A 25,212-nucleotide genomic window follows, 5' to 3' on the forward strand; every position below is an offset into this window, starting at 1 on the left:
CCCGCCTACGTGGCGGCGGCGCGCGAGCGCGTGCCCTTCGTCGTCCACGAGGCGAACGCGAAGCCGGGGTTGGCCAACGTGCTCGGCGCCCGGCGCGCTGCGGCCGTCGGGGTCGCGTTTCCCGGCACCCCGCTCGCGCGGGGGGAGGTCGTCGGGATGCCACTGCGCCGCGAGATCGTGGACCTGGATCGCACGGCACTGAGGGCGCAGGCGGCGGCGGAATTCGGGCTGGATGCCGACGGGCCCGTGCTCCTCGTGTTCGGCGGCTCGCTGGGCGCGCAGCGGCTGAACGACGCGCTCGCCGACTCGTGGGCCGACGTGCTCGCCGCGGGCTGGCAGCTGCTGCACGTGACGGGGGAGCGCAGCGAACTGGCCGACCCCGGCGTGCCCGGATACACCCTGCGCCGCTATGTCGACCGGATGGATCTCGCCTTCGCCCTCGCCGACCTGGTCGTCTCCCGATCGGGATCGGCGACCGTCAGCGAGGTGAGCGCACTCGGCATCCCCGCCGTCTACGTGCCCTATGCCGTCGGCAACGGCGAGCAGCGACTCAACGCGGCCTCCGCCGTCGAGGCGGGCGCCGCCATCCTGCTCGACGATGCGGCCTTCGACGGCGACGCGGTGCGCACCCGGGTGATCCCGCTGCTCGGCGACCCTGAGCGGCTCGCGCGCATGACCGCGGCAGCCGCGGAGGTCGGTACGCGCACCGGCACCGAGGACCTCGTCGCGCTCGTCGACAGGGCCGTCGCGGACAGGGCCGCCACCGGCGGAAAGTAGACTGAACGCGACATGATCAGACCCGACCTCTCTCTCCCGATCCCCGAAACCATCCGCTGCGCCCACTTCATCGGCATCGGCGGTTCGGGCATGAGCGGGCTCGCCCGGATGTTCCTCGACGCCGGCATCCGCGTGTCGGGTTCCGACCGCGCCGACAGCGACAACCTGCGCGCGCTGGCAGAGGCCGGAGCGGTCGTGCACGTCGGCCATGATGCCGCCCACCTCGGGGAAGCCGACACGGTTGTGCACACCGGAGCCATCTGGCCCGAGAACCCGGAGTTCGTCACGGCGAAGCAGCGCGGTCTGCACGTGATCCACCGTTCGCAGGCGCTGCACTGGCTCATCGGCGGAAGCCGGCTGGTGTCGGTCGCCGGCGCGCACGGCAAGACCACGTCGACCGGCATGCTCGTCACCGCGCTCCAGGCGCTCGGCGCCGACCCCAGTTTCGTCAACGGCGGCGTGATCGAGCAGCTCGGCACGTCGAGTGCGACAGGCGCCGATCCGCTGTTCGTCATCGAGGCGGACGAGTCCGACGGGACCTTCCTGCTCTACGACACCGCGATCGCGCTGATCACGAACGTCGACCCCGATCACCTCGATTTCTTCAGCTCGGAGGACGCCTTCTACGACGCCTTCGTGCGGTTCGGGAACGAGGCGTCCGAGGCCGTGGTGATCTCCAGCGACGACCCTGGCGCGCAGCGCGTTCGGGCAGGCCTCCGGCATCCGAACGTTCTCACTTTCGGCCAGACGGCGGATGCCGGGCTGCGCATCGACGACATCGTCGCACGCGGGCCCGTCTCCGCGACCCTCGTGCACGGCGGCGAGTCGGCGCGCATGCAGCTGCAGGTGCCCGGCGCCCACAACGCGATCAACGCGGCAGGCGCCGTCGCGGTGCTGCTCACCCTCGGCCATGTCCTGCCCGACGCCGTCCGCGCCGTCGAGGGGTTCGGTGGCACGGTTCGCCGGCTGGAGCGGCACGGCGAGGCCCGCGGGGTAGAGGTGTACGACGACTACTCGCATCACCCGACCGAGGTTCGCGCCGCGCTCGAGGCGATGCGCAGCATCGCCGGTGAGGGCCGCATCATCGCGATCCAGCAGCCGCACACGTACTCGCGCACGCAGCACATGTTCCGCGAGTTCGCCGAGGTTCTCGAAGAACTCGCCGACCACACGGTCATGCTCGACGTGTACGGCGCGCGGGAGGACCCGGTTCCCGGCGTGACCGGCGAACTGGTCAGCGGCGCGTTCTCCGACCCCGCGAAGGTGCACTACGTGCCGGACTGGCAGGACGCCGCCGACTATACGGCGCAGGTCGCGAAAGACGGCGACTACGTCGTCACCCTCGGATGCGGCAACGTCTACCAGATCATCCCGCAGGTGCTCGATTCCCTTCGGCGGACTCCCGGAGCCTGACATGCGACGCCCGGCACCGCTGCCCGCATCGGCGGACGAGCCCGAGGGAGACCGGCCTGCCCGGCGTGGGCGCCGCGCCGTCGTGGCCGACCCGCCCGAGGCGGTCGTCGGCGATCGGGATGCCGTCGCGACGCCGCCGGCGGGCGGGGCGGCGGACACGGCGCCGGTCGACGTGCAGGTCGTCGAGGTGAAGGACGTCGAGCGGGAGCTGAGCAGCGTCGACGTATGGCGGGCGGCGAGGGCGCGTCGCAAGGCGCTGCGCGCCGAGATCCGCCGCTTCACCCAGCGCTCGCGCCGGCGACGGATGCTGTGGTGGGGAACGCTCGGAGCCGTGCTCGCGCTCGTGGTCGGCAGCGTGGTGGCCGCGTACAGTCCGCTGTTCGCGGTCGAGAAGATCACCGTCGCCGGCGCGGAGAGCCTCGATCCCGCGGCTGTGGAGCAGGCGCTCGGCGCGCAGTTGGGAACCCCGCTGGCGCTCGTCGACGCGAGCGAGGTGAAATCCGCCCTCGTCGCTTTCCCCATCATCGAGTCCTACGCGCTGGAGGCGCGTCCGCCGCACGAACTGCTGGTGCGCATCGTCGAGCGAACCCCGATCGGGGTCATCCGATCGGACGCCGGATTCTCACTGGTCGATGCTGCCGGCGTCGTGCTGGCCACCACCGAGCAGGCGCCCGAGGGGCAGCCGCTGCTCGAGATCTCGGGCGGCAGGGACTCGGCGGCATTCCGCAGCGCCGGGATGGTCGTCCGCACTCTTCCGGCCGACCTGCGCGCCACCGTGGTCGGCGTGCGGGCCACCTCAGCGGACGACGTCACGCTCAGTCTGCAGGGGGACCGCACGGTGATCTGGGGCAGCGCCGAGAACTCCGTCAAGAAGGCCACGGCTCTGGTCAAGGTGATGGCCGCCGCACCGGACGCGCGCACCTTCGACGTCTCCTCGCCCTCGGTCGCCGTCGTCGGCTGAGCACGCATCATCGGGGATCGCCACGACACGCCGTGTCGCTGCGAGCGGACGGGGCCCGCTGGCCTACCGTCGATCAAAGAACGCAATACCGGGAAATAGTTTAACCCTCTTCTTGAGGTTTAAGGTTTATCCCTCGTCAGGCTCGAATAACGGAGGCCGGCCATGAGCCAGAACCAGAACTACCTCGCCGTGATCAAGGTCGTCGGCGTCGGCGGTGGCGGCGTCAACGCCGTCAACCGCATGATCGAACTCGGCCTGCGCGGCGTCGAGTTCATCGCCGTGAACACCGATGCGCAGGCGCTGCTGATGAGCGACGCCGACGTCAAGCTCGACGTGGGTCGCGAGCTCACCCGCGGGCTCGGCGCGGGCGCCGACCCTGAGGTCGGCCGTCGCGCCGCCGAGGACCACGCCGAGGAGATCGAGCAGGCGCTGACCGGAGCCGACATGGTCTTCGTCACCGCCGGAGAGGGCGGCGGCACCGGCACCGGCGGTGCTCCCGTTGTGGCGCGCATCGCGAAGTCGATCGGCGCTCTGACCATCGGTGTCGTCACCAAGCCGTTCTCCTTCGAGGGGCGCCGCCGGCAGAGCCAGGCCGAGGCCGGTGTGGCCAAGCTGAAGGAAGAGGTCGACACCCTCATCGTCGTCCCCAACGACCGTCTGCTGGAGATCAGTGACCGCGGCATCTCGATGATCGAGGCGTTCGCCACCGCCGACCAGGTTCTCCTCGCCGGTGTCCAGGGCATCACGGACCTGATCACCACGCCGGGGCTGATCAACCTCGACTTCGCCGATGTGAAGTCGGTGATGCAGGGAGCAGGATCCGCACTGATGGGCATCGGCTCGGCGCGCGGTGCAGACCGGGCGATCAAGGCGGCCGAGCTCGCCGTCGAGTCGCCGCTGCTCGAAGCCTCGATCGAGGGCGCGCACGGCGTGCTGCTGTCGATCCAGGGCGGGTCCAACCTCGGCATCTTCGAGATCCACGACGCCGCCGACCTCGTCAAGGAGGCCGCTCACCCCGAGGCGAACATCATCTTCGGTACGGTCATCGACGACACGCTCGGCGACGAGGTCCGGGTCACGGTGATCGCTGCCGGCTTCGACGGCGGCCAGCCCGCGACGAAGCTGGAGCCGATGGTCGTCGAGCGCCCCGCCGCGACCCCGCTGCCCGAGGTTCGTCTTGAGGAGGATGAGCCCGAGCGCAAGCCCGAGCCGGCCAGGCCGGCGGCCCCCGCGCCGGTGTCGTCGAGCATCGACCCGGCGTTCGCCGACGAGGACCTCGACATCCCCGAGTTCCTGAGGTGAGCGAACGCGGGCCCGTGAGTCTGCAGGAGCGGCTGTCGGCGATCGATGAGCAGATCGCCGACGCCGCCCGCCGGGCCGATCGGGATGCGAGCGAGATCACCCGCATCGTGGTGACCAAGTTCCACCCCGCCCAGCTCGTGCAGGAGCTCGCCGCGCTCGGGGTCACCGATGTCGGCGAGAACCGGCAGCAGGAGCTGACGGCGAAACGCGCCGCCCTTCGCGACGCGCACGGGCCCGGCCTCGATCAGCTGCGGTGGCACTACATCGGACAGGCGCAGACCAACAAGGCCGCCGCCATTCGACGCGATGCGGATGCCGTCCACTCGGTCGACCGCGTCAAGCTCGCCGAGGCGCTGCACCGGGCCGCTGCCGACCTGCATCCGCTCGACGTGCTCGTCCAGGTGAACCTCACGCAGGATCCCGGCCGCGGCGGCGTCGCGCCGGACGAGGCCGGTGCGCTGGCCGAACGCATCCTCGAGCTCGACACTCTGCGATTGCGCGGCGTGATGGCTGTGGCACCACTGGACGAACCGCCCGCTCCGGCATTCGCCCGGTTGCGCGCGGTGGCCGACGGCATCCGCCGCATCGCACCGGATGCGACGTGGATCTCCGCCGGGATGACCGGCGACTTCGCCGAGGCGATCGACGCGGGTGCGACACACCTGCGGATCGGCTCGGCAATCACAGGACCCCGCCCCGACCGGGGTTAACCTTTCAACCAGACCAGCCCGACAGTTCGACACGGAGGACACGATGGGTAACCCGCTGAAGAAGACCATGGTGTATCTCGGCCTCGCCGATGAGGAAGAGGTGTACGAGGAGCAGCCCGCCGCGACACCCGCGCGCGCCTCCCGTGAGCGCGATCGCGATCGTGAGCGCGACGAGCAGCCGCCGGCACCCGTCACTCCGCTGCGCCGTCCCGTTGAGGTCCGCCAGCCTGCCGCGGGCACCGTGAACGAGATCCTCACCGTGCACCCCAAGCAGTACCGCGATGCTCAGGTGATCGCCGAGAACTTCCGCGAGGGCGTACCGGTGATCATCAACCTCTCGCAGATGAGCGATGCTGACGCTCGCCGTCTGATCGACTTCGCCAGCGGCCTGTCGCTCGGTCTGTACGGGCGCATCGAGCGCGTGACGAGCAAGGTCTTCCTTCTCTCGCCCGAGAACATCGCCGTCTCGGGTCAAGGCACCATTGCGCAGGCGGATTCCGCCTCGTTCGATCACTCCTGATCCGCGGTGGGCTCTGTTCTCAGCATCATCGGCGGCATCGTCGAACTGGTGCTGACTCTCTACATCGTGGTGCTCATCGCACGGCTGGTCCTGGAATACATCCCGCTGTTCAACCGGGGATGGCGCCCCCAGGGCTTCGGGCTGGTCGCCGCCGAAGCGGTGTACACCGTCACGGATCCGCCGATCCGCTTCTTCCGCCGTCTGATCCCGCCGCTGCGCATCGGCACGCTCGCACTCGATTTCGGCTTCGCGCTGACGATGCTGTGCGTGCTGATCCTGATGTCCATCGTCCGCGCCGTCACCTGAGTCGAGCACCTCAGTGCGACATCGCGTCGCACAGACTGGGGGACTATGCTTGGCTCCCAGGCGCGCGCCCCGGGTTCGCGTCGAACGAACCACGCGCCATCTCTCAACGACTGGCCACCGAACTCATCGAAAGAGGAGCCTCACATGGCACTGACCCCGGATGACGTCGTCCACAAGGAGTTCCAGCACGTCCGCTTCAAGGACGGCTTCGACCCGGAAGAGGTCGACGACTACCTCGACGAGATCGTCGTTGAATGGCGCAAGACCATCGAGGAGAACAACGAGCTGAAGGCCAAGCTCGCCGCGTACGAGTCCGGTGAGAACGCCCCCGCGGCCGCCGCCGCACCCGCTGCCCCGGCCGCCTCGGGCCCCGTGGAGGCCACCAGCGCCACCGCCGGCATCATCGAGCTCGCCCAGCGTCTGCACGACGAGCACGTCGCCGAGGGCGAGGCCAAGCGCAAGCAGCTCATCGAGGAGGCGGAGGCCGAGGTCAGCCGCATCCGCAGCGAGGCCGAGGCGAAGCAGCGCGAGGAGACCGCTCGTCTCGAGCGCGAGCGCAACACCCTCGAGGGTCGCATCACCGAGCTCCGCGAGTTCGAGCGCGACTACCGCGGCAAGCTGCGCGCGCTGATCGAGGGTCAGCTGCGCGAGCTGGACCAGAAGGGTTCGTCCAGCGACGCGACCCCGGTGTCCGCCATCGGCCTGTAGGTCGTCTTGGCAGGACGTCGCCCCATTCGTCGGTCGGCGGCCGGTGCCATCGTCGCGGTTCTCGCGGCGATCGTGCTGGCCGCCGATCAGTTTGTGAAGCACCTCACGGTGCAGAATCTGCCCGAGAACGAGGCCGTGCCCGTGCTCGGCGAGTTCCTGCAACTGCACTTCGTGCGCAACTCGGGTGCAGCGTTCTCGATCGGCGCCGGCATGACATGGATCTTCACCATCGCGCTGGCGGTCGTGACGGTCATCATCGTCTGGAAGGCGCTCGACATCCGCTCGCGCATCTGGGCGGTCGTCCTCGGCTGCCTGCTGGGCGGCGTACTCGGAAACCTCACGGACCGACTGTTCCGTGAGCCGGGCTTCGCCGTCGGTCACGTGGTGGACATGATCTCCATGCCCTGGATGATGCCCGCGATCTTCAACGTGGCCGACATCTTCATCGTCTGCGGGATGATCGTCGTCGCGCTCCTCGTCGTGATGGGGCTGCGGCTCGACGGCACCCGCGAGCGCGATCACGTCGCGCCGGCGGATGCCGCACAGGAGAGCTGACGGTGGATCACCGCACACTGCCCGTCCCCGACGGTCTCGACGGCACGCGCGTGGACGCCGCGCTGGCGAAGATGCTGGGGTTCTCGCGCACCTTCGCCGCGGAGGTCGCGGAGGCCGGCGGGGTCAGCCTCGACGGAGTCGTGCTCGGCAAGTCGGACAGGCTCCGCGCCGGCGGTTGGCTCGAGGTGAGCTGGCAGCCGAAGGAGGAGCCCCGCATCGTCCCGATCGCCGTGCCTGAGCTCGGCATCGTCCACGATGACGACGACATCGTGGTGGTGGACAAGCCCACGGGCGTGGCCGCGCACCCCTCGCTCGGCTGGGAAGGCCCGACCGTGGTCGGAGCCCTCGCCGCGGCCGGCTTCCGGGTCGCCACCAGTGGCGCGCCGGAACGACAGGGCGTCGTCCACCGGCTGGACGTCGGCACCAGCGGCCTGATGGTGGTCGCGAAGACCGAGTCGGCCTACACGGCGCTGAAGCATGCGTTCAAGGACCGCACCGTGGAGAAGATCTACCACACGGTGGTGCAGGGGCACCCCGATCCGCTCGCCGGAACCATCGACGCGCCCATCGGCCGGCATCCGCACCACCAGTGGAAATTCGCGGTGACCCCCGACGGCAAGCCGTCGGTCACCCACTACGAGACGCTCGAGGCGTTCCCCGGCGCCTCGCTGCTCGAGATCCATCTCGAGACCGGACGCACGCATCAGATCCGTGTGCACATGGCGGCCCACCGGCATCCGTGCGTCGGCGACCCGCTGTATGGAGCCGACCCGACCATGTCGGCCCGGCTGGGTCTGAGCCGTCAATGGCTGCACGCGCATCAGCTCGCCTTCGCCCACCCGGCCACGGGGGAGTGGGTGCAGTTCACCTCGCCCTACCCGGACGACTTCCAGCACGCGCTGCGGCTCCTGCGCGGCGACTGATTCGGCCCCGGATGTCGGATGCCGGTGGCACACTTTCGGCATGAGTATCGAGGTGCGGCCCGCGACGGTCTTCGAGGACGTCGCCACGCTGGTCGGCCCGAAGAAGCCGACCTCGAACGTCTGCTTCTGCCTGAGCTACCGCCTCGGCAGCAAGGAGAATCTCGCCCTGCGCGGAGAGGCCAGGGCCGAGAAGGTCCGCGAGCTGTGTGCGCAGGATCCGCCGCCCGGCGTCATCGCGTACCTCGATGGCGAGCCGGTCGGCTGGGCGGCCCTGCATCCGCGTCGTGAGACGAGTTTCGCGCGCAACCGGCTGATCCCGCACGTCGACGATCTCGACGTCTGGTCGCTGTGGTGCTTCCGGGTCCGGCCCGGGTATCGCAAGCAGGGCGTGACGCATGCGCTGATCGACGGCGCCGTGGCCTACGCCGGTGAGCGCGGGGCTCCGGCTGTCGAGGGGTACCCGGTGGACAACCGTGGCGAGAAGGTGGATCTGACCATGGCGTACGTCGGCACCCGAGCGCTGTTCGAGCGGGCGGGTTTCGTGAAGGCGGCCGACACCGGATCCGTGCTCAGCGGGTTCCCGCGCGTGCTCATGCGGCTGGATCTGCGCAAGGGGTGACGGCTCTCAGCGCCTGACGCGTCCGCCGCGGAAGTGTGCCGGGTCGTCCTCGGCGACGGCGAGCGCGATCCTGCGCACCTCGGACTGGTCGAGATCGCCCATCGCGGCGAGGTCGTAGAAGCCCACTTCGGAGAGCTCGCCGTCGACCGGGCGCGGGTCGCCGGAGACCCAGCTGCACCGGAACACGAGATCCAGGTAGTCCACCTGGTCGCCGTTCGCGTAGGTCACGCGAGGCAGTCGATGAACCAGCGCGAGCCGGTCGACGGACACGACCACCCCGGCCTCCTCCAGGCACTCCCGCGCGGCGGCGTCCGCCGGCTCCTCGCCGGGTTCGACGATGCCGGCGATCGGCTGCCACGCGCCATTGTCGGCACGCCGGCCGAGCATCACCTTCTCGTCGCGGAACACCACGGCCGTCACACCCACGAGGGGCAGCGGTTCGTGACCGACGCGCTCACGGAGACGGAGGACGAACTCGGGGGTGGGCATACGATTCAGCGTATCGGCGATCGATCGAAGTGCCGTGAACCGGATTCCGGCGCGAAGGCAATACAGAGTGTGAGCACAGACAGCGACATCATCGCCCGGTCGATCGACGAGCCAGAGGCCTTCTCGACGATCTTCGAGCGGCACGTCCGGCCGGTCGGCGGCTATATCCGCAGACGGGTCGGACCGGATGCCGTCGACGATGCGCTGAGCGAGACGTTCCTGGTGGCGTTCAACAAACGCGCCGCCTTCGATCGGAGCGTCGGATCAGCGCTGCCGTGGCTGCTCGGCATCGCCACGCGGATCGTCCGCAAGCATCGAGCCGATGAGGCCCGGCAGTGGCGATCGTTCCAGGCGGCGGCAGGTGCGTCGCCGCAGCCGGAGAGCGTGCACGGCGCGGCGGACGAGCGACTGGACGCGGATGCCGCTGTGCGTTCGCTTGCGCCGCGCATCGCGGCGCTCGCGTCGCGCGACCGCGACACCCTGCTGCTGTATGCGTGGGCGGACCTCACCTACGAGCAGATCGCCATCGCGCTCGGCATACCCATCGGCACGGTCAGGTCGCGGTTGAACCGTGTCCGGCGCAAGCTCGCACCTCCGGGTTCGCACACGGCGACCCGGCTGACCTGGATGGCGAAGGAGGAGAGCGATGTCGCTTATGGAACGCGTGCGTGAGATCGGCGCAGCAGAGAACGAGGTGTCGGAGCAGACGGTCGCAGTCGCCCGGCGGACGCTCATGAACGAAGTGACGCGTGCGACGCGCCCCGCCCACGCTCGGCGCCGTAGGCATGCCTGGGCGGGTGTCGGCATCGGCGGTCTCGTGGCCGGAACGGCGGTCACGGCGATCGTGGTGGGGTCGGTGATCGCGCCGCCCGCAACATCGAGCGCATCGGCAGCGGAGGCGCTGAATGCGGCGGCGAAGGCGACGCTCTCGGCGACGGTCCTCGACCCGGCGCCGGGGCAGTACCTCCGGATTCAGGAGGTGTCGACGCAACGCCTCGGCTGGCGCGCGGACGAGACCAGTCCCGACGGCGGCTACTGGGACAGTCAGGATTCGGCGACGACCGCTGTGGTGCGCCAGTCCCGGTCGCTGTACGTGCCCGCCGACCGCTCCGGTGACTGGGTCGAGGACTACGGCGAATCCACGGAACTGCTCGAGATCTCCGGTCCCGACGCCGGGACGGCGAAGAACGCCGTCGATCAGCTCGAGTTCGGCACGCGCGTCGAGGTGTATCCGGGGGGTCTCCACGGCGTGACCGGCGTCGGCGCCGAGGGTGTCGATCCGGCCGACGTCCACCAGTTCGCGCGGAACGCGCTGTCCTGCTACTACGACGAGATGCCGCGCGATCCGCGCGCACTCGTAGAGTGGCTGGACAACTCGTCGTACGAGTACCTCTCGGAATGCGCCCCACCGCAGCTCGGCGATCCGGTCGGCTTCAACCTGGCGCCGGCAGATCTCCGAGCCGCGATGTTCCAGGCGCTCGCGCTGGTCGAGGGTGCACGCGTGGAGCGCGTCGACGGCGACATCACGACGATCGCCTTCCCCGAGGGTGGCGAGAGCGATTGGATGCAGACCGTCGATGTCGACACCGCACAGGGCTTGATCGTGGGCCGAGGCGGACTCGATGACGACCGCTGGTCCAGCCGGGTGTACGTCACGGTTGTCGATGCGATCCCGACATTCGTGCCGGTGCCTTGACGCGGCGTGAGGCTTCGTCCGCCCGCCTGACCGGTGTGAGCCCCGCCGATGTCGGCCCCCCTCGTAGACTCGAACCATGGCATCCGACTCCTTCGTGCACCTCCATGTCCACAGCGAGTACTCGATGCTGGACGGCGCCGCGAAGATCAACGCGATGACCCAGGCGGCGGCCGACTACGGGATGCCGGCCATCGCGGTCACCGACCACGGCAACACGTTCGCGGCCTTCGAGTTCTACAAGGCCGCGAACGCTTCCGGCGTGAAGCCGATCATCGGCCTCGAGGCGTACGTCACGCCCGGCACGCACCGCAGCGACAAGTCGCGCGTCGCTTGGGGCTCGCCAGACCAGAAGAGCGACGACGTGTCCGGCTCCGGCGCCTACACCCACATGACCATGTGGAGCGAGAGCACCGAGGGCATGCACAACCTGTTCCGGTTGAGCTCCCGCTCCAGCATGGAGGGGTACTACTTCAAGCCGCGCATGGACCGCGAGTTGCTGCAGACGTACAGCAAGGGCCTGATCGCGACGACCGGCTGCCCGTCCGGCGAGATCCAGACCCGCCTGCGCCTCGGCCAGTACGACGCGGCGCGCGCGGCGGCGGCCGAGTTCCAGGACATCTTCGGCCGCGACAACTACTTCGCCGAGATCATGGACCACGGCCTGTCCATCGAGCGCCGGATCATGACCGATCTGCTGCGGCTCGCCAAGGATCTGCACATCCCACTGGTCGCCACCAACGACTCGCACTACACGCACCAGCACGAGGCCGATGCTCATGCCGCTCTGCTGTGCGTGCAGTCCGGCTCGACTCTCGACGACCCGAACCGGTTCAAGTTCGACGGCGACGGCTACTACATCAAGACCGCGCAGGAGATGCGGCAGCTGTTCCGCGATCACCCCGACGCCTGTGACAACACGCTGCTCATCGCCGAGCGCTGCGAGGTCGAGTTCAACATCTCGGCCAACTACATGCCGCGCTTCCCGGTGCCGGACGGCGAGACGGAGGACAGCTGGCTCATCAAGGAGGTCGAGAAGGGGCTGCACTACCGGTACCCGAACGGCATCCCCGACAAGGTCCGCAAGCAGGCCGAGTACGAGACCGGCATCATCCTGCAGATGGGGTTCCCGGGCTACTTCCTGGTGGTCGCCGACTTCATCAACTGGGCCAAGGACCACGGCATCCGCGTCGGCCCCGGCCGCGGCTCCGGCGCCGGCTCGATGGTGGCCTACGCGATGCGGATCACCGATCTCGACCCGCTCGAGCACGGCCTCATCTTCGAGCGCTTCCTGAACCCCGACCGCGTCTCGATGCCCGACTTCGACGTCGACTTCGACGACCGCCGCCGTGGCGAGGTCATCGAGTACGTGACCGAGAAGTACGGGTCCGAGCGGGTGGCGCAGATCGTCACCTACGGCACGATCAAGTCCAAGCAGGCGCTCAAGGATGCCGGACGCGTGCTGGGTTTCCCGTTCAGCATGGGCGAGCGCCTCACCAAGGCCATGCCGCCGCCCGTGATGGGCAAGGACATGCCCCTGGACGGCATGTTCGACCCGCAGCATCCGCGGTACAAGGAGGCCAGCGAGTTCCGCACCCTCATCGAGACCGACCCGGAGGCGAAGACCGTCTTCGACCGCGCCGTCGGCCTCGAGGGACTGAAGCGGCAGTGGGGCGTGCACGCCGCCGGCGTCATCATGTCGTCCGAGCCGCTGCTGGACATCATCCCGATCATGCGCCGCGAGCAGGACGGCCAGATCGTCACGCAGTTCGACTACCCGGCGTGCGAGTCGCTGGGCCTGATCAAGATGGACTTCCTGGGGCTGCGCAACCTCACGATCATCTCCGACGCCCTCGACAACATACGCTCCAACCGCGGCGAAGAGCTCGACCTCGAGCACCTCGACCTCGACGACCGCGCCGCGTATGACCTGCTGGCACGAGGCGACACGCTGGGCGTGTTCCAGCTCGACGGTGGCCCGATGCGCTCGCTGCTGCGACTGATGAAGCCGGACAACTTCGAGGACATCTCCGCCGTCATCGCGCTGTACCGGCCGGGCCCGATGGGTGCGAACTCGCACACCAACTACGCGCTCCGCAAGAACGGGCTGCAGCCCATCACACCGATCCATCCCGAGCTCGAGGAGCCGCTGCGCGACATCCTCGACACCACCTACGGCCTGATCATCTATCAGGAGCAGGTCATGGCGATCGCGCAGAAGGTGGCCGGGTTCAGCCTCGGACAGGCCGACATCCTGCGCCGAGCGATGGGCAAGAAGAAGAAGTCCGAGCTGGACAAGCAGTACGAGGGCTTCTCGGGCGGCATGAAGGAGCGCGGCTTCGGCGAGGCCGCGATCAAGGCGCTGTGGGACATCCTGCTGCCCTTCTCGGACTACGCGTTCAACAAAGCGCACTCCGCCGCGTACGGCCTGGTGTCGTACTGGACCGCCTACCTCAAGGCGCACTATCCCGCCGAGTACATGGCGGCGCTGCTGACCAGCGTCGGCGACTCCAAGGACAAGATGGCGCTCTACCTCAACGAATGCCGCCGCATGGGCATCCGGGTGCTGCCGCCCGACGTCTCCGAGTCGATCAACTTCTTCGCCGCCGTGGGGGAGGACATCCGCTTCGGCCTCGGCGCCGTCCGCAACGTGGGCGGCAACGTGGTCGACGGCATCGTCGCCGCCCGCAAGGACGGCCCGTTCACCTCGTTCCACGACTTCCTCGACAAGGTGCCGCTGCACGTCGCCAACAAGCGCACGGTCGAGTCGCTGATCAAGGCAGGCGCGTTCGACTCGATGGGCGACTCCCGTCGTGCGCTGATGGAGGTCCACGAGGATGCCGTCGAGGCGGCCGTCGACCGCAAGCGCAACGAGGCCCAGGGGGCGATCGGCTTCGACTTCGACAGCCTGTACGACGAGATGGAGGAGGCGCCGCCCGCGAAGGTGCCCGACCGGCCGGAGTGGACGAAGAAGGACAAGCTGGCGTTCGAGCGCGAGATGCTCGGCCTGTACGTCTCTGATCACCCCCTCGCGGGTCTCGAGGTGCCGCTGGCGAAGCACGCGTCGATCTCGATCAACGACCTGCTCACCTCCGAAGACCTGCAGGACGGCGACCAGGTCACCGTCGCGGGCCTGGTCACCAGCGTGCAGCACCGGGTCGCGAAGGCGAGCGGCAACCCGTACGGCATGATCACCGTCGAGGACTTCAACGGCGAGGTGACGGTCATGTTCATGGGCAAGACCTACACCGAGTTCCAGCACGTGCTGCAGCAGGATGCCATCCTCGCGGTCCGCGGCCGGGTGTCGCGACGTGACGACGGCCTGAACCTGCATGCGCAGTCGGCGTTCGCGCCCGATGTGGGCTCGTTCGATGCCGCCGGTCCGCTGTCGCTGCTCGTCGCCGAGCAGCGGGCCACCGAGCGGGTCATGACCGACCTGGCCGACGTGCTGCGACGTCATGCCGGCGACACCGAAGTCATGCTGCGCGTGCACCGCGGTGCCACCGCGAAGGTGTTCGAGGTGCCCATGCCGGTGAAGGTGTCGGCCGACCTGTTCGGGGATCTGAAGTCGCTGCTCGGGCCCAGCTGCCTCGGCTGACCATCCCGGCTGTCTCGGCTGACCGCCCAAGTCGTGTCCCGGGCGGCTCCCGGACTGGCTCGGTAGGATCGGGTTTCGCACGCGGACCCGACTGCGATGAAAGGACTGCTCCGATGAGCACCGAATGGACCAGCGACGAGCCGGATGCCGGCGTGCCCGCCGCCGACGCGCCGACGGACGGGACGCGGGCGGACCAGGATCCCGCCGCGGACGGCATCCTCTACGAGGAGCAGGTCCAGCCCGAGTACGGGATCCTGGGTCTCACGCTGCGCGAACTGCTGATCGTCGGCGCGTGGGCGCTCGCATTCATCGCAAGCTTCTTCCCGGTCGTGCCCGGCGGCTCGTCGGTGTGGTCGCAGGGGATCGCGTGGGTGCTGTCGATCGGCGTGCCCACCGCGGCCGTGTTCCTCGTCGTGCTGCGTCGCTTCTCTCCAGACGGCATCCGCCGGGTCGGCTCGCTCGGCATCGACCAGTTCGCGTCGGTCGCGTTCTCGGTCGCCTCCGTGATCTGGCTGCAGGCGCTGTGGGCGGGCATCGCCCGCTCGATCGAGTTCGAGCAGTACCTGGCGGGTTGGGTGCCGATCCTCGAAACGCTCCTGATGCTCGCGCTGGTGACGTTCACCGTCGCGGCACCGCTGATCCCCGGTCTGCGTGAGGACTTCCACGGACGACTTGAGACCCTGGCGCACCGCAACGCCAATCCCGTCCGTCCGGTGATCGCGCGCCCTCGCCCCGACAAGCCGGCCGCCGCCGCGCAGCCTGCGCCCGCGACGGTGGCAGCCCCTCCTGTCCACCCGGACACGGATGCCGATGAGCCCGCCGACGACCTGACGCGTGAGCACCCGGTGCTGGACGACGGAATCGGCGACGTGCACGAGCTCATCGCGCCGACTCTCGAGGAGCCGGCGCGACCGGCCCAGCCGGGTGACGACGAGGCGCCCGCCGCGGCACAGCCGCGGATGGACACCGAGACGACGATGGTCATCCAGGACGGCGACGACGACGCACTCGACTCCGACAACGACGCCGTCGACGCGGACAGGAGCGACGTCGACAAGGGCGACGCCGACGAGAACGGCGCACGCCTCCCGGTCTCGTCGCACGCCTCCGGCGGCGACACCGGCACGTCCACGACGGTGTCGCCCGGTGACTACGCGCCGTCGTACTCGCGTCGCAGCACGGCACGCGACCCCGAGACGGATGGACAGCCCGCACCGTTCTGGATCCTGGTGCCGACCGAACGCGACGTCCTCGACGAGAACGGTCGCCCGCTGTTCCGGATCGGCCCGACGGCCTGGGCCCTCGCGATCGAGGACCGCGGCGGCGCATACGTCGTGCGCCATGACGACGGCCGCATCGGCTACCTCCACGACATCACCGACGTCACGAAAGGCTGAGTGCGTGCGCACCATCGATCTCCGCGGCAAGAACCTGGACCGCGCCGGCATGCTCGCAGCCGTCCCGCGTGCGACGCAGGCGCGCGCCGAGGCGCTGGACGCGGCGACCCGCATCGTCGACGACGTGCGCCGGCGCGGGGAGGACGCGCTGCGCGAGCAGGCGGAGCGCTTCGACCGGGTGAGCGGTCACGATATCCGGGTTCCCGCCGCACACCTCGCCGAAGCGCTCGCCAACGTCGATCCCGAGGTGCGCGCAGCCCTGGAGACGGCGATCGACCGGGTGCGGCAGGCCTCGGCGGCACAGGTGCCCGCCCCGCAGGTCACCGACATCGGCCCCGGTGCGCGCATCCGCCAGCGGTGGCAGCCGGTGACCAGAGCCGGCGTGTACATCCCCGGTGGCAAGGCCGTCTACCCGTCCAGCGTGATCATGAACGTCGTGCCCGCGCAGGTCGCCGGGGTCACCGCCATCGCCCTGGCATCGCCGCCGCAGGCCGAGCACGGCGGTCGTGTCCACCCGACGATCCTCGCCGCGGCCGCGCTGCTCGGCGTGGACGAGATCTACGCTATGGGCGGCGCGGGCGCGATCGGCGCCCTCGCGCACGGCGTCGCCTCACTGGGGCTGGACCCCGTCGACGTCGTCTCCGGGCCCGGCAACAACTACGTCGCCTCCGCGAAGCGTGCGGTCGCCGGCGTCGTCGGCACCGACTCCGAGGCGGGCGCGACCGAGATCCTCGTCGTCGCGGATGCCGGAGCCGACCCGCGCCTCATCGCCGCGGACCTCATCAGCCAGGCGGAGCACGACGAACAGGCGTCCGCCGTGCTCGTCACCGACTCGGCCGAGCTCGCCGAGCGCGTCGCCGCTGACGTCGCCGAGCTCGCCGCCGCGACCCGCCACCGGGAGCGCGTCGCTGCCGCGCTCGAGGGCCCCCAGTCCGCGATCGTGCTCGTGGACGACCGGGCGGCCGCGGAGGCGTTCAGCAACGCGTACGCCCCGGAGCACCTCGAGCTGCACCTGGCGGACGCGGCGTCGGCCGCAGCACACTTCACCAGCGCGGGGGCGGTGTTCGTCGGCGACCAGACGCCGGTCAGCCTGGGCGACTACATGGCGGGCAGCAACCACGTGCTCCCCACCGGCGGGCAGGCCCGGTACGCGCCCGGACTCGGCGCCTACACGTTCCTGCGCCCGCAACAGGTGATCGAGTACGACCACGCCGCTCTCGCCGAGGTGCGGGCGGGGGTGGTCGCCCTCGCCGAGGCCGAGGTCCTTCCCGCGCACGGGGAGGCCATCGAAGCCCGCTTCCAGGGGAATCCGGGGTCGCGCTGATCGCAGCGCGTACGCTTAGAGATCATGCACTGCCCCTTCTGCCGGCATCCGGACTCTCGCGTCATCGACTCGCGCACCAGCGACGACGGTCTGTCGATCCGCCGCCGGCGGCAGTGCCCCGAGTGCGGCGGACGATTCTCGACCACCGAAACCGCCAGTCTCATGGTGATCAAGCGCTCCGGTGTGATGGAGTCGTTCAGCCGTGACAAGGTGATCGCCGGAGTGCGAAAGGCGTGCCAGGGCCGTCCCGTCACAGAGGCGGATCTGGCCGTGCTCGCGCAGAAGGTCGAGGAGGCGGTGCGTCAGACCGGCGTCTCGCAGCTCGACACCAACGAGATCGGCCTCGCGATCCTCGGCCCGCTCCGCGAGCTCGACGAGGTCGCGTACCTCCGCTTCGCGAGCGTGTACCAGGAGTTCGATTCGCTGGAGGACTTCGAGGCTGCCATCAGCGAGCTGCGCGCAGACCATGCCGGGACGCCGGGCTCCGACCGGTAGCCTGGCAGTGATGTATCCGCTGCTCTTCCGCCACGTCCTGTCGCGCCTCGACCCCGAGTTCGCCCACCACGCCGGCATGGCCGTCGTCCGCGTGCTCGGCGTGCCACCCTTCTCGTGGGTGACCAGGGCGCTGTGCGCGCCGGCATCCGATCTCCAGGTCCGCGCCCTCGGTCTGACGTTCCCGTCGCCGTTCGGTGTCGCCGCGGGCTTCGACAAGAACGCCGTGGGGGTGCGCGGCCTCGCCGCGCTGGGCTTCGGCCATGTCGAGGTCGGGACGATCACTGCGATCCCGCAGGAGGGCAACCCGAAGCCGCGACTGTTCCGCCTCGTTCCGGACCGTGCGGTCATCAACCGGATGGGCTTCAACAACGCCGGCGCGGACGCCGCCGCCAGGCGGCTGAGGCGACTGCGTCGCCGTGCCCCGCACGCGGTGATCGGCGTGAACATCGGCAAGAGCCGCGTCGTCGACGTGGAGAACGCGACCGCCGACTACGTCACCTCGGCGATCGTGCTCGCCCCGCTCGCCGACTACCTCGCGGTCAACGTGTCGTCGCCGAACACCCCCGGCCTGCGCGGTCTGCAGGCCGTCGAGACGCTCGCGCCGCTGCTGCGTGCCGTGAAGACGGCGGCGGGGGACACCCCGCTGCTCGTCAAGATCGCGCCCGACCTTCCCGACGACGAGATCGCTGCGATCGCGCGCCTCGCGGTCGTCGAGGGACTGGACGGGATCATCGCCCACAACACCACGATCTCGCGCGACGGCCTGCGCACCGACCCGGCGATCGTCGAAGCCGCCGGAGCCGGTGGGCTGTCGGGAGCACCGCTGCGGGAGCGCTCGCTCGAGGTGCTCGCCGTGGTCAAGGCCGCCGTCCCCGACGACTTCTGCGTCATCGCCGTCGGGGGAGTGGAGACCGCCGAGGACGTGCAGAAGCGGCTGGATGCCGGCGCGACCCTGGTGCAGGGCTACACAGGGTTCCTCTACCGGGGTCCGCTGTGGGCGCGCCAGATCAACCGCGGACTGGCCCGGCGCTGACGCCAGCGCGGCCGTCGACCCCCGCGGAACCGCGCCCGCGCCGCGAGGCGGCGAGGATCAGGCGGGGTACTGGCCGCGCTTGACCTGCGGCTTCGGCAGACGCATGAAGCGCATCTGCAGGGCGCGCATGGCGGCGTACCAGCCGAGGCCCTTCTCACGCCGCTCCGCACCGAACTTCGCGGCAGCCTTCCGCTTGACCCGGAGGCCGAGCAGGACCATGTCGCCGATCGCGAGCAGCATGTACGCCCACAGGCCGAGCATGGACCAGTACTGCACCTCCGGCACCGGGATGATCGCCGCGATGATGACGATCAGCATGGCGGCCATCACCCACTCCGAGATGTGCCAGCCGGCGTCGACGTAGTCGCGCACCCAACGGCGCTGCGGGCCCTTGTCCCGCGGCGGGAGGTACTTGTCCTCCCCGTTCTCCATGCCGATGCGGGCACGCTCGCGGCGCGCCTGCAGTTCGGCCTTCGCTGCCGCGCGGGCCTCCTTCGTGTTCGCGACGAGGGGGCGGCGGCGGGCGGCCTCGCGCTCGGCGCGCGTCGGCGTCGCACGTCCCTTGCCCGCAGCCGGGGTCTGGGGGGCGTCGTCGTTCGTCGGAGAAGAGGGAGTGGGCACGGGGGTCCTCAGTTTGAAGTCGGGGTTCACCTTAAGATTACCCGCATGACCTCTTCTGCAACGCCGGCATCATCCGACCTCGAATCGGCCGTGCTGGAGGCGGTCGCGCTGGGTGCGCCCGCCGCTCTCAACGACCTCGGCACGCTGGTCCGGATCCCGGGCATCGCCTGGCCGGCGTTCGATCAGACGCAGCTGGAGCGCAGCGCCGAGGCGGTCGCCGCCCTGGCGCGCGACACCGGCGTGTTCGACGAGGTCAGAGTGCTGCGCGCGCACATCGACGACACCGACGAGCTGGGACAGCCGGCCGTGCTCGCCACCAGGGCGGCCCGCAACGGCAAGCCCACCATCCTGCTGTACGCGCACCACGACGTGCAGCCGCCCGGCGCCGAGGAGCTGTGGGACAGCCCGCCGTTCGAGCCGACGGTGCGCGACGGGCGGCTGTACGGGCGGGGCGCGGCGGACGACAAGGCGGGCATCATGGCGCACATCGCCGCGCTGCGCGCCGTGGCCGAGACGGTCGGCGACGACCTCGAACTGGGCATCGCCCTGTTCATCGAGGGGGAGGAGGAGTACGGCTCCCGCTCGTTCGCCCGCTTCCTCTCCGACAATGCCGATGCGCTCCGAGCGGATGCCATCGTCGTGGCCGACTCGGGCAATCTCGACTCGCACACCCCTGGTCTCACCGTGTCGCTGCGCGGCAATGCGCGGTTCACGCTGACCGTCCGCACGCTCGATCACGCCTCGCACTCCGGCATGTTCGGGGGAGCGGTGCCGGATGCCATGATGGCCGCCGTCACGCTGCTCGCGACGCTCTGGGACGCGGACGGTGCCGTCGCCGTCGACGGACTCGCCGTCCGCGACGCCGACACGCCGCCGTACTCGGAGCAGACGCTGCGGGAGGAGACCGGGCTGCTGCCCGGGGTGTCCCCGGTCGGGCGCGACAGCATCCTGAGCCGGATCTGGAACAAGCCGTCGGTGACGATCACCGGCATCGACGCGACCAGCGTGGCCGAGGCGTCGAACACGCTGCTCCCGGAGGTCAGCGTCGTGATCAGCGCGCGCGTCGCCCCGGGCCAGAGCGCGCACGACGCGTACCGCGCCCTCGAGGCGCATCTGCGGGCACACGCGCCCTTCGGAGCGGAACTGACATTCTCGGACGTCGACCTCGGCGACGGATTCCTGGTGGACACCGCTGGGTGGGCGGTCGCCATGACGCGGGATGCCATGGCCGACGGCTACGGGGTCGAGCCGGTCGACCTGGGGGTGGGCGGATCCATCCCGTTCATCGCCGATCTCGTCCGGGAGTTCCCGGGCGCGCAGATCCTCGTCACCGGCGTGGAGGACCCGCACTCGCGCGCGCACAGCCCCAACGAGTCGCTGCACCTGGAGACGTTCCGCAACGCCGTGCGCACCGAGGCGCTGCTCCTCACGCGCATGAACGCCGGCGTCCCGGCATCCTGAACCATTGCCTGCGCCGGGTCGTCGACGGCGCGCGGGGCGCCAGGCCGCCCGCTTCCCGCCCCCGGCTCAGGCCCCGACGGTAGAATCGGTGCTGAGCAGCATGCCGCTGCCGCCGTTCCAAGGAGTGACATGAGCGACACCACACTGACTGCCGAGACCACGCGCGCTCACGGAGTCTCGCTGACGGATGCAGCCGCCCAGAAGGTGAAGAGCCTTCTCGAGCAGGAGGGCCGCGACGACCTGCGCCTGCGCGTCGCCGTCCAGCCCGGCGGATGCTCCGGCCTGATCTACCAGCTCTACTTCGACGAGCGCTTCCTCGAGGGCGACCAGACCGTCGACTTCGACGGCGTCGAGGTCATCGTCGACAACATGAGCGTCCCGTATCTCGACGGCGCCTCGATCGACTTCAAGGACACCATTTCGGAGCAGGGGTTCACCATCGACAACCCCAACGCAGCGGGCAGCTGCGCGTGCGGAGACAGCTTCCACTGAGACCCGCCAACCTGCGTGGTTGGCATGAATCGGGTGTGAGGTTGCCCTAGACTTGAGGCCGCCCCTGTCCGTGATCTGAAAGGTGCATCGTGCCGTCGAATCGCCGCCTTCGTTGGGCCGCCCTCCCTCTGGGAGTCGCGGCAGCTGTGGCCCTGGCGGGATGTACTCCCACCGAACTCCACGGCTTCCTCCCAGGCTTCGTCGAGGATGGCACTGCCACCACGAACCAGACCGAGCGCGTCGCCGGCCTGTGGGTCACCTCCTGGGTGGTCCTGCTCGCCGTCGGCCTCATCACCTGGGGCCTAATGGGGTGGGCTGCGGTCGTGTACCGCCGTCGCAAGGGGCAGACCGGTCTGCCGGTGCAGCTGCGTTACAACATGCCGCTGGAGATCCTCTACACGGTGGTCCCGCTGATCCTGGTGCTCGGCATGTTCTTCTTCACCGCGCGCGATCAGACCGCGATCGAGACACAGTGGGACGAGCCCGACGTCGAGATCACGGCCATCGCGAAGCAGTGGGCGTGGGACTTCCAGTACAACGGCCAGGACGACGACAACGAGGACGCCGTCTGGACGATGGGCATCCAGGCGCAGCCGAACGCCCAGGGCGACATCGACAAGAGCCAGCTGCCCACCCTAGTGCTGCCGGTCGACCAGAAGGTCACCATCCACCTGCAGTCGCGCGACGTCATCCACTCGTTCTGGATCATCGACTTCCTCTACAAGAAGGACATGTACATCGGGAAGGACAACACCTGGTCCTTCACCCCGACCCGTGTCGGCGAGTACGACGGCAAGTGCGCCGAGCTGTGCGGTGAGTACCACTCGATGATGCTGTTCAACGTGAAGGTCGTCGAGCAGGACGAGTACGAAGCCTACCTCGAGTCGCTGCGCGAGCAGGGCAACACCGGCGACATCAACGACGCCTACGACCGACTCGCGAACTTCCCCGGTACCGGAAGCAGCTCCGACGGTTCGGACAACTTCGAGGGAGATGAGGAGTAACCCATGTCCACCACAGAGGCACCCCGCACCGACGAGGCTCCGCGCTCCCGTCCCACCACCCTTCCGCCGCGTCAGGCGGCTCTGCTCACGTCCTCGCGCGTCGAGCAGAAGGGCAACATCGTCGTGAAGTGGATCACCTCCACCGACCACAAGACGATCGGGTACATGTACCTCATCGCCTCGGTGCTGTTCTTCCTCCTCGGCGGTGTGATGGCGCTGGTCATCCGCGCAGAGCTGTTCGCCCCCGGCATGCAGATCGTGCCGACCAAGGAGCAGTACAACCAGCTGTTCACGATGCACGGCACGATCATGCTGCTGATGTTCGCGACGCCGCTGTTCGCCGGGTTCGCCAACGCCGTGCTGCCGCTGCAGATCGGCGCCCCCGATGTCGCGTTCCCTCGTCTGAACGCGTTCGCCTTCTGGCTGTTCCTGTTCGGCTCGACGATCGCGGTGGCCGGCTTCCTGACCCCGCAGGGTGCGGCCTCGTTCGGATGGTTCGCCTACCAGCCGCTCGCCAACGCGACCTTCTCGCCCGGCGCCGGCGGCAACCTGTGGATGCTGGGTCTCGGCCTGTCCGGTTTCGGCACCATCCTCGGTGCGGTGAACTTCATCACCACGATCATCACGATGCGCGCCCCCGGCATGACGATGTGGCGGATGCCGATCTTCTCGTGGAACACGCTGATCACCAGCCTGCTCATCCTGATGGCGTTCCCGGTGCTGGCCGCCGCGATCTTCGCGGCCGGTGCCGACCGAGTCCTGGGTGCGCACGTCTACGACGCGGCCAACGGCGGCGTGCTGCTGTGGCAGCACCTGTTCTGGTTCTTCGGCCACCCCGAGGTGTACATCATCGCGCTGCCCTTCTTCGGCATCGTCTCCGAGGTGTTCCCGGTGTTCAGCCGCAAGCCGATCTTCGGGTACAAGACGCTGGTGTACGCGACCATCGCGATCGCCGCCCTCTCCGTGGCCGTGTGGGCGCACCACATGTACGTCACCGGTTCCGTGCTGCTGCCGTTCTTCGCCCTGATGACGATGCTCATCGCGGTGCCCACGGGTGTGAAGATCTTCAACTGGATCGGCACCATGTGGCGCGGCTCGGTGACCTTCGAGACGCCCATGGTGTTCGCGCTCGGGTTCCTGGTGTCGTTCGTGTTCGGTGGTCTCACCGGCGTCATCCTCGCCTCGCCGCCGCTGGACTTCCACCTCAGCGACTCGTACTTCGTCGTCGCACACTTCCACTACGTGGTGTTCGGAACGGTCGTGTTCGCGATGTTCTCGGGCTTCTACTTCTGGTGGCCGAAGTGGACCGGTCGCATGCTGAACGAGCGCCTCGGCTACGTGCACTTCTGGATGCTGTTCATCGGCTTCCACATGACGTTCCTCATCCAGCACTGGCTGGGCGTCGACGGCATGGTGCGTCGCTACGCCGACTACTCGGCCGCGGACGGCTGGGCGTGGCAGAACCAGGTGTCGACGATCGGTGCCGTCATCCTCGGCGCGTCGATGCTGCCGTTCTTCCTGAACGTGTGGATCACCGCGCGCAAGGCGCCCAAGGTCACCGTGAACGACCCGTGGGGCTACGGCGCGTCGCTCGAGTGGGCGACCTCCTGCCCGCCCCCGCGCCACAACTTCACCTCGATCCCGCGCATCCGCAGCGAGCGGCCGGCGTTCGACCTGAACCACCCCGAGGCCGCGGAGCACCCCGTGCCCGCGCCGGTCGGTGGTTACGCAGACGGAGAGGGCAAGTAAGTCATGCGCGACAACGTCATCCTGTGGTGGATCGTCTGTGCGTTCTGCACGATCGTCGCGATCGGGTACACGGTGTGGAGCATCACCGAGTACTCCGAGCGCCCGGTGACCGTGGCCATCGAGTGGGTCGGCTCCATCGCGCTGCTGTTCGGCGCGGCGATGAGCGCGATGATCGCGTTCTATCTGAGCAAGACCCACAAGGCGCAGGGCGGCGAGCTGCCCGAGGACGTGCTCACGGCGGACATCGACGACGGTGACCCCGAGCTGGGCGAGTTCAGCCCGTGGTCCTGGTGGCCCATCGTGCTGGCCGCCTCCGCCGCGATCTTCCTCATCGGCCTGGCCGTCGGGCACTTCCTGCTGCCGATCGGCCTGGCGATCTTCGCCGTGGCGATCGTCGGTTGGGTGTACGAGTACTACCGCGGCCACTTCGCTCGCTGAGACATCCACGAAGGCCCCTCAGGACGTGGGCGGATTCAAGGGGTGGTCGCAACACCGAGTTTCGGGAGGTTGCGACCACCATTTGAAATCCGCCCGGCCTGTCCTGAGGGGCCTTCGTCATACTTTCATGTCCGCGCCCGGCGAATGACGACAGGACCGGCTCAGGCGCGCATGCGCACGCGGGGAACGCCTGTGAGCGGGTCGATGGGGCGGCGATGCACCCCGTCGGCGTCCTCGACCGGATAGCCCTCCCGCCCCCAGTACTCGAAGCCGCCGATCATCTCGCGCACCGCGTACCCGAGCGCGGCGAACTCGAGCGCGCCCTTGGCGCCGGCGTTGCAACCCGGGCTCCAGCAGTAGACGATGACCTCGGCCGTCTGCGGGATCTCTTGTGGTGCACGCGTGGCGATCTCGCTGTAGTGCATGTGGATCGCCCCGGGGACGCGTCCCTGGGTCCAGGCCTCGTCGGAGCGCACGTCGACGACGACGAGAGGAGTCCCGGCCTTGCGTGCGGCGTGCACATCACTGGCATCCGTCTCGTAGGCGAGCTTGGCGGCGAAGTAGTCGTGGCGGTCGATCATGAACCCAGGGTACGCCGTGCCGGTCACGGGTCGCGGCCGTATG

At 69.2% G+C, this 25,212-nt stretch carries 26 protein-coding genes; 23 read left to right on the forward strand and 3 right to left on the reverse strand.

What is annotated here, in order from left to right:
* From RIF89_RS00895 to RIF89_RS00945, 11 genes are all read left to right on the forward strand, one after another.
* The coding region (locus RIF89_RS00895) for a glycosyltransferase (RefSeq protein WP_309067304.1) at window positions 1-777 on the forward strand (777 nt) is incomplete at its 5' end.
* A gap of 12 nt (window positions 778-789) precedes the next feature.
* A complete protein-coding gene (murC, locus tag RIF89_RS00900; protein WP_309067305.1) occupies window positions 790-2,190 on the forward strand; it encodes a UDP-N-acetylmuramate--L-alanine ligase in 1,401 nt (466 codons plus the stop codon).
* 1 nt (window position 2,191) lies between these two features.
* Window positions 2,192-3,151 carry an FtsQ-type POTRA domain-containing protein gene (locus RIF89_RS00905; RefSeq protein WP_309067306.1) on the forward strand — a complete coding sequence of 320 codons (960 nt, stop codon included), beginning with the start codon at window positions 2,192-2,194 and terminating at the stop codon, window positions 3,149-3,151.
* Between the two features lie 162 nt (window positions 3,152-3,313).
* Window positions 3,314-4,453: a cell division protein FtsZ gene (gene ftsZ / locus RIF89_RS00910; protein ID WP_309067307.1), complete on the forward strand. Its 1,140-nt coding sequence runs from the start codon at window positions 3,314-3,316 to the stop codon at window positions 4,451-4,453.
* A gap of 14 nt (window positions 4,454-4,467) precedes the next feature.
* On the forward strand, window positions 4,468-5,163 hold the full coding sequence (locus tag RIF89_RS00915) for a YggS family pyridoxal phosphate-dependent enzyme (RefSeq protein WP_309067308.1): 696 nt from the start codon (window positions 4,468-4,470) through the stop codon (window positions 5,161-5,163).
* Window positions 5,164-5,206: 43 nt separating this feature from the next.
* Window positions 5,207-5,683, forward strand: coding sequence for a cell division protein SepF (locus RIF89_RS00920; RefSeq protein ID WP_309067309.1), 477 nt, complete (start codon window positions 5,207-5,209; stop codon window positions 5,681-5,683).
* A 6-nt stretch (window positions 5,684-5,689) separates the two neighbouring features.
* Entirely contained in the window at window positions 5,690-5,989 is a 300-nt protein-coding gene (locus RIF89_RS00925) for a YggT family protein (RefSeq protein WP_309067310.1), read from the forward strand.
* A 144-nt stretch (window positions 5,990-6,133) separates the two neighbouring features.
* A complete protein-coding gene (locus tag RIF89_RS00930) occupies window positions 6,134-6,697 on the forward strand; it encodes a DivIVA domain-containing protein (RefSeq protein WP_309066337.1) in 564 nt (187 codons plus the stop codon).
* Window positions 6,698-6,745: 48 nt separating this feature from the next.
* The gene (lspA, locus tag RIF89_RS00935; RefSeq protein ID WP_309066382.1) at window positions 6,746-7,252 is read left to right on the forward strand and encodes a signal peptidase II; all 507 of its coding nucleotides are present in this window, start codon (window positions 6,746-6,748) and stop codon (window positions 7,250-7,252) included.
* A 2-nt stretch (window positions 7,253-7,254) separates the two neighbouring features.
* Window positions 7,255-8,175, forward strand: a complete 921-nt coding sequence (locus RIF89_RS00940) for an RluA family pseudouridine synthase (protein ID WP_309066336.1) — start codon at window positions 7,255-7,257, stop codon at window positions 8,173-8,175.
* A gap of 40 nt (window positions 8,176-8,215) precedes the next feature.
* On the forward strand, window positions 8,216-8,794 hold the full coding sequence (locus tag RIF89_RS00945) for a GNAT family N-acetyltransferase (protein WP_309066335.1): 579 nt from the start codon (window positions 8,216-8,218) through the stop codon (window positions 8,792-8,794).
* A 6-nt stretch (window positions 8,795-8,800) separates the two neighbouring features.
* On the opposite strand, the gene RIF89_RS00950 is transcribed toward RIF89_RS00945, so the two are convergent.
* Window positions 8,801-9,283 carry an NUDIX domain-containing protein gene (locus RIF89_RS00950; RefSeq protein WP_309066334.1) on the reverse strand — a complete coding sequence of 161 codons (483 nt, stop codon included), beginning with the start codon at window positions 9,281-9,283 and terminating at the stop codon, window positions 8,801-8,803.
* A 69-nt stretch (window positions 9,284-9,352) separates the two neighbouring features.
* Between RIF89_RS00950 and RIF89_RS00955 the strand changes: the two genes are divergently transcribed.
* From RIF89_RS00955 to RIF89_RS00985, 7 genes are all read left to right on the forward strand, one after another.
* Window positions 9,353-9,955, forward strand: a complete 603-nt coding sequence (locus RIF89_RS00955; protein ID WP_309066333.1) for a sigma-70 family RNA polymerase sigma factor — start codon at window positions 9,353-9,355, stop codon at window positions 9,953-9,955.
* The gene (locus RIF89_RS00960; RefSeq protein WP_309066332.1) at window positions 9,930-10,979 is read left to right on the forward strand and encodes a hypothetical protein; all 1,050 of its coding nucleotides are present in this window, start codon (window positions 9,930-9,932) and stop codon (window positions 10,977-10,979) included. Before RIF89_RS00955 ends, RIF89_RS00960 begins: the two co-directional genes overlap by 26 nt.
* 76 nt (window positions 10,980-11,055) lie before the next feature.
* On the forward strand, window positions 11,056-14,574 hold the full coding sequence (gene dnaE / locus RIF89_RS00965; RefSeq protein WP_309066331.1) for a DNA polymerase III subunit alpha: 3,519 nt from the start codon (window positions 11,056-11,058) through the stop codon (window positions 14,572-14,574).
* Between the two features lie 113 nt (window positions 14,575-14,687).
* Window positions 14,688-15,971 carry a hypothetical protein gene (locus RIF89_RS00970; protein ID WP_309066330.1) on the forward strand — a complete coding sequence of 428 codons (1,284 nt, stop codon included), beginning with the start codon at window positions 14,688-14,690 and terminating at the stop codon, window positions 15,969-15,971.
* 4 nt (window positions 15,972-15,975) lie between these two features.
* Window positions 15,976-17,295 (forward strand): histidinol dehydrogenase, encoded by a 1,320-nt coding sequence (gene hisD / locus RIF89_RS00975; protein WP_309066329.1) that lies wholly within the window; start codon window positions 15,976-15,978, stop codon window positions 17,293-17,295.
* 24 nt (window positions 17,296-17,319) lie between these two features.
* Window positions 17,320-17,790 (forward strand): transcriptional regulator NrdR, encoded by a 471-nt coding sequence (gene nrdR, locus RIF89_RS00980; RefSeq protein WP_309066328.1) that lies wholly within the window; start codon window positions 17,320-17,322, stop codon window positions 17,788-17,790.
* Window positions 17,791-17,800: 10 nt separating this feature from the next.
* Complete coding sequence (locus tag RIF89_RS00985; protein WP_309066327.1) at window positions 17,801-18,823, forward strand: quinone-dependent dihydroorotate dehydrogenase; 1,023 nt, start codon at window positions 17,801-17,803, stop codon at window positions 18,821-18,823.
* A 57-nt stretch (window positions 18,824-18,880) separates the two neighbouring features.
* Here RIF89_RS00985 and RIF89_RS00990 read toward each other — a convergent pair whose 3' ends face one another.
* Window positions 18,881-19,444 carry a DUF3043 domain-containing protein gene (locus RIF89_RS00990; RefSeq protein ID WP_309066326.1) on the reverse strand — a complete coding sequence of 188 codons (564 nt, stop codon included), beginning with the start codon at window positions 19,442-19,444 and terminating at the stop codon, window positions 18,881-18,883.
* A gap of 45 nt (window positions 19,445-19,489) precedes the next feature.
* Between RIF89_RS00990 and RIF89_RS00995 the strand changes: the two genes are divergently transcribed.
* From RIF89_RS00995 to RIF89_RS01015, 5 genes are all read left to right on the forward strand, one after another.
* Window positions 19,490-20,905 (forward strand): dipeptidase, encoded by a 1,416-nt coding sequence (locus RIF89_RS00995; RefSeq protein WP_309066325.1) that lies wholly within the window; start codon window positions 19,490-19,492, stop codon window positions 20,903-20,905.
* A gap of 129 nt (window positions 20,906-21,034) precedes the next feature.
* Window positions 21,035-21,397: an iron-sulfur cluster insertion protein ErpA gene (erpA, locus tag RIF89_RS01000; RefSeq protein ID WP_309066324.1), complete on the forward strand. Its 363-nt coding sequence runs from the start codon at window positions 21,035-21,037 to the stop codon at window positions 21,395-21,397.
* An 89-nt stretch (window positions 21,398-21,486) separates the two neighbouring features.
* Window positions 21,487-22,401, forward strand: coding sequence for a cytochrome c oxidase subunit II (coxB, locus tag RIF89_RS01005; RefSeq protein ID WP_309066323.1), 915 nt, complete (start codon window positions 21,487-21,489; stop codon window positions 22,399-22,401).
* 3 nt (window positions 22,402-22,404) lie between these two features.
* On the forward strand, window positions 22,405-24,150 hold the full coding sequence (ctaD, locus tag RIF89_RS01010) for a cytochrome c oxidase subunit I (RefSeq protein ID WP_309066322.1): 1,746 nt from the start codon (window positions 22,405-22,407) through the stop codon (window positions 24,148-24,150).
* 3 nt (window positions 24,151-24,153) lie between these two features.
* Window positions 24,154-24,588: a cytochrome c oxidase subunit 4 gene (locus RIF89_RS01015; RefSeq protein WP_309066321.1), complete on the forward strand. Its 435-nt coding sequence runs from the start codon at window positions 24,154-24,156 to the stop codon at window positions 24,586-24,588.
* A 161-nt stretch (window positions 24,589-24,749) separates the two neighbouring features.
* Here the strand turns inward: RIF89_RS01015 and RIF89_RS01020 are convergent, their stop codons facing one another.
* Entirely contained in the window at window positions 24,750-25,169 is a 420-nt protein-coding gene (locus tag RIF89_RS01020; protein WP_309066320.1) for a rhodanese-like domain-containing protein, read from the reverse strand.
* Between the last annotated feature and the right edge of the window lie 43 nt (window positions 25,170-25,212).

The sequence above is a fragment of the Microbacterium sp. genome (genome assembly GCF_031178525.1).
In the GTDB taxonomy this organism is placed as follows: Bacteria; Actinomycetota; Actinomycetes; order Actinomycetales; family Microbacteriaceae; genus Microbacterium.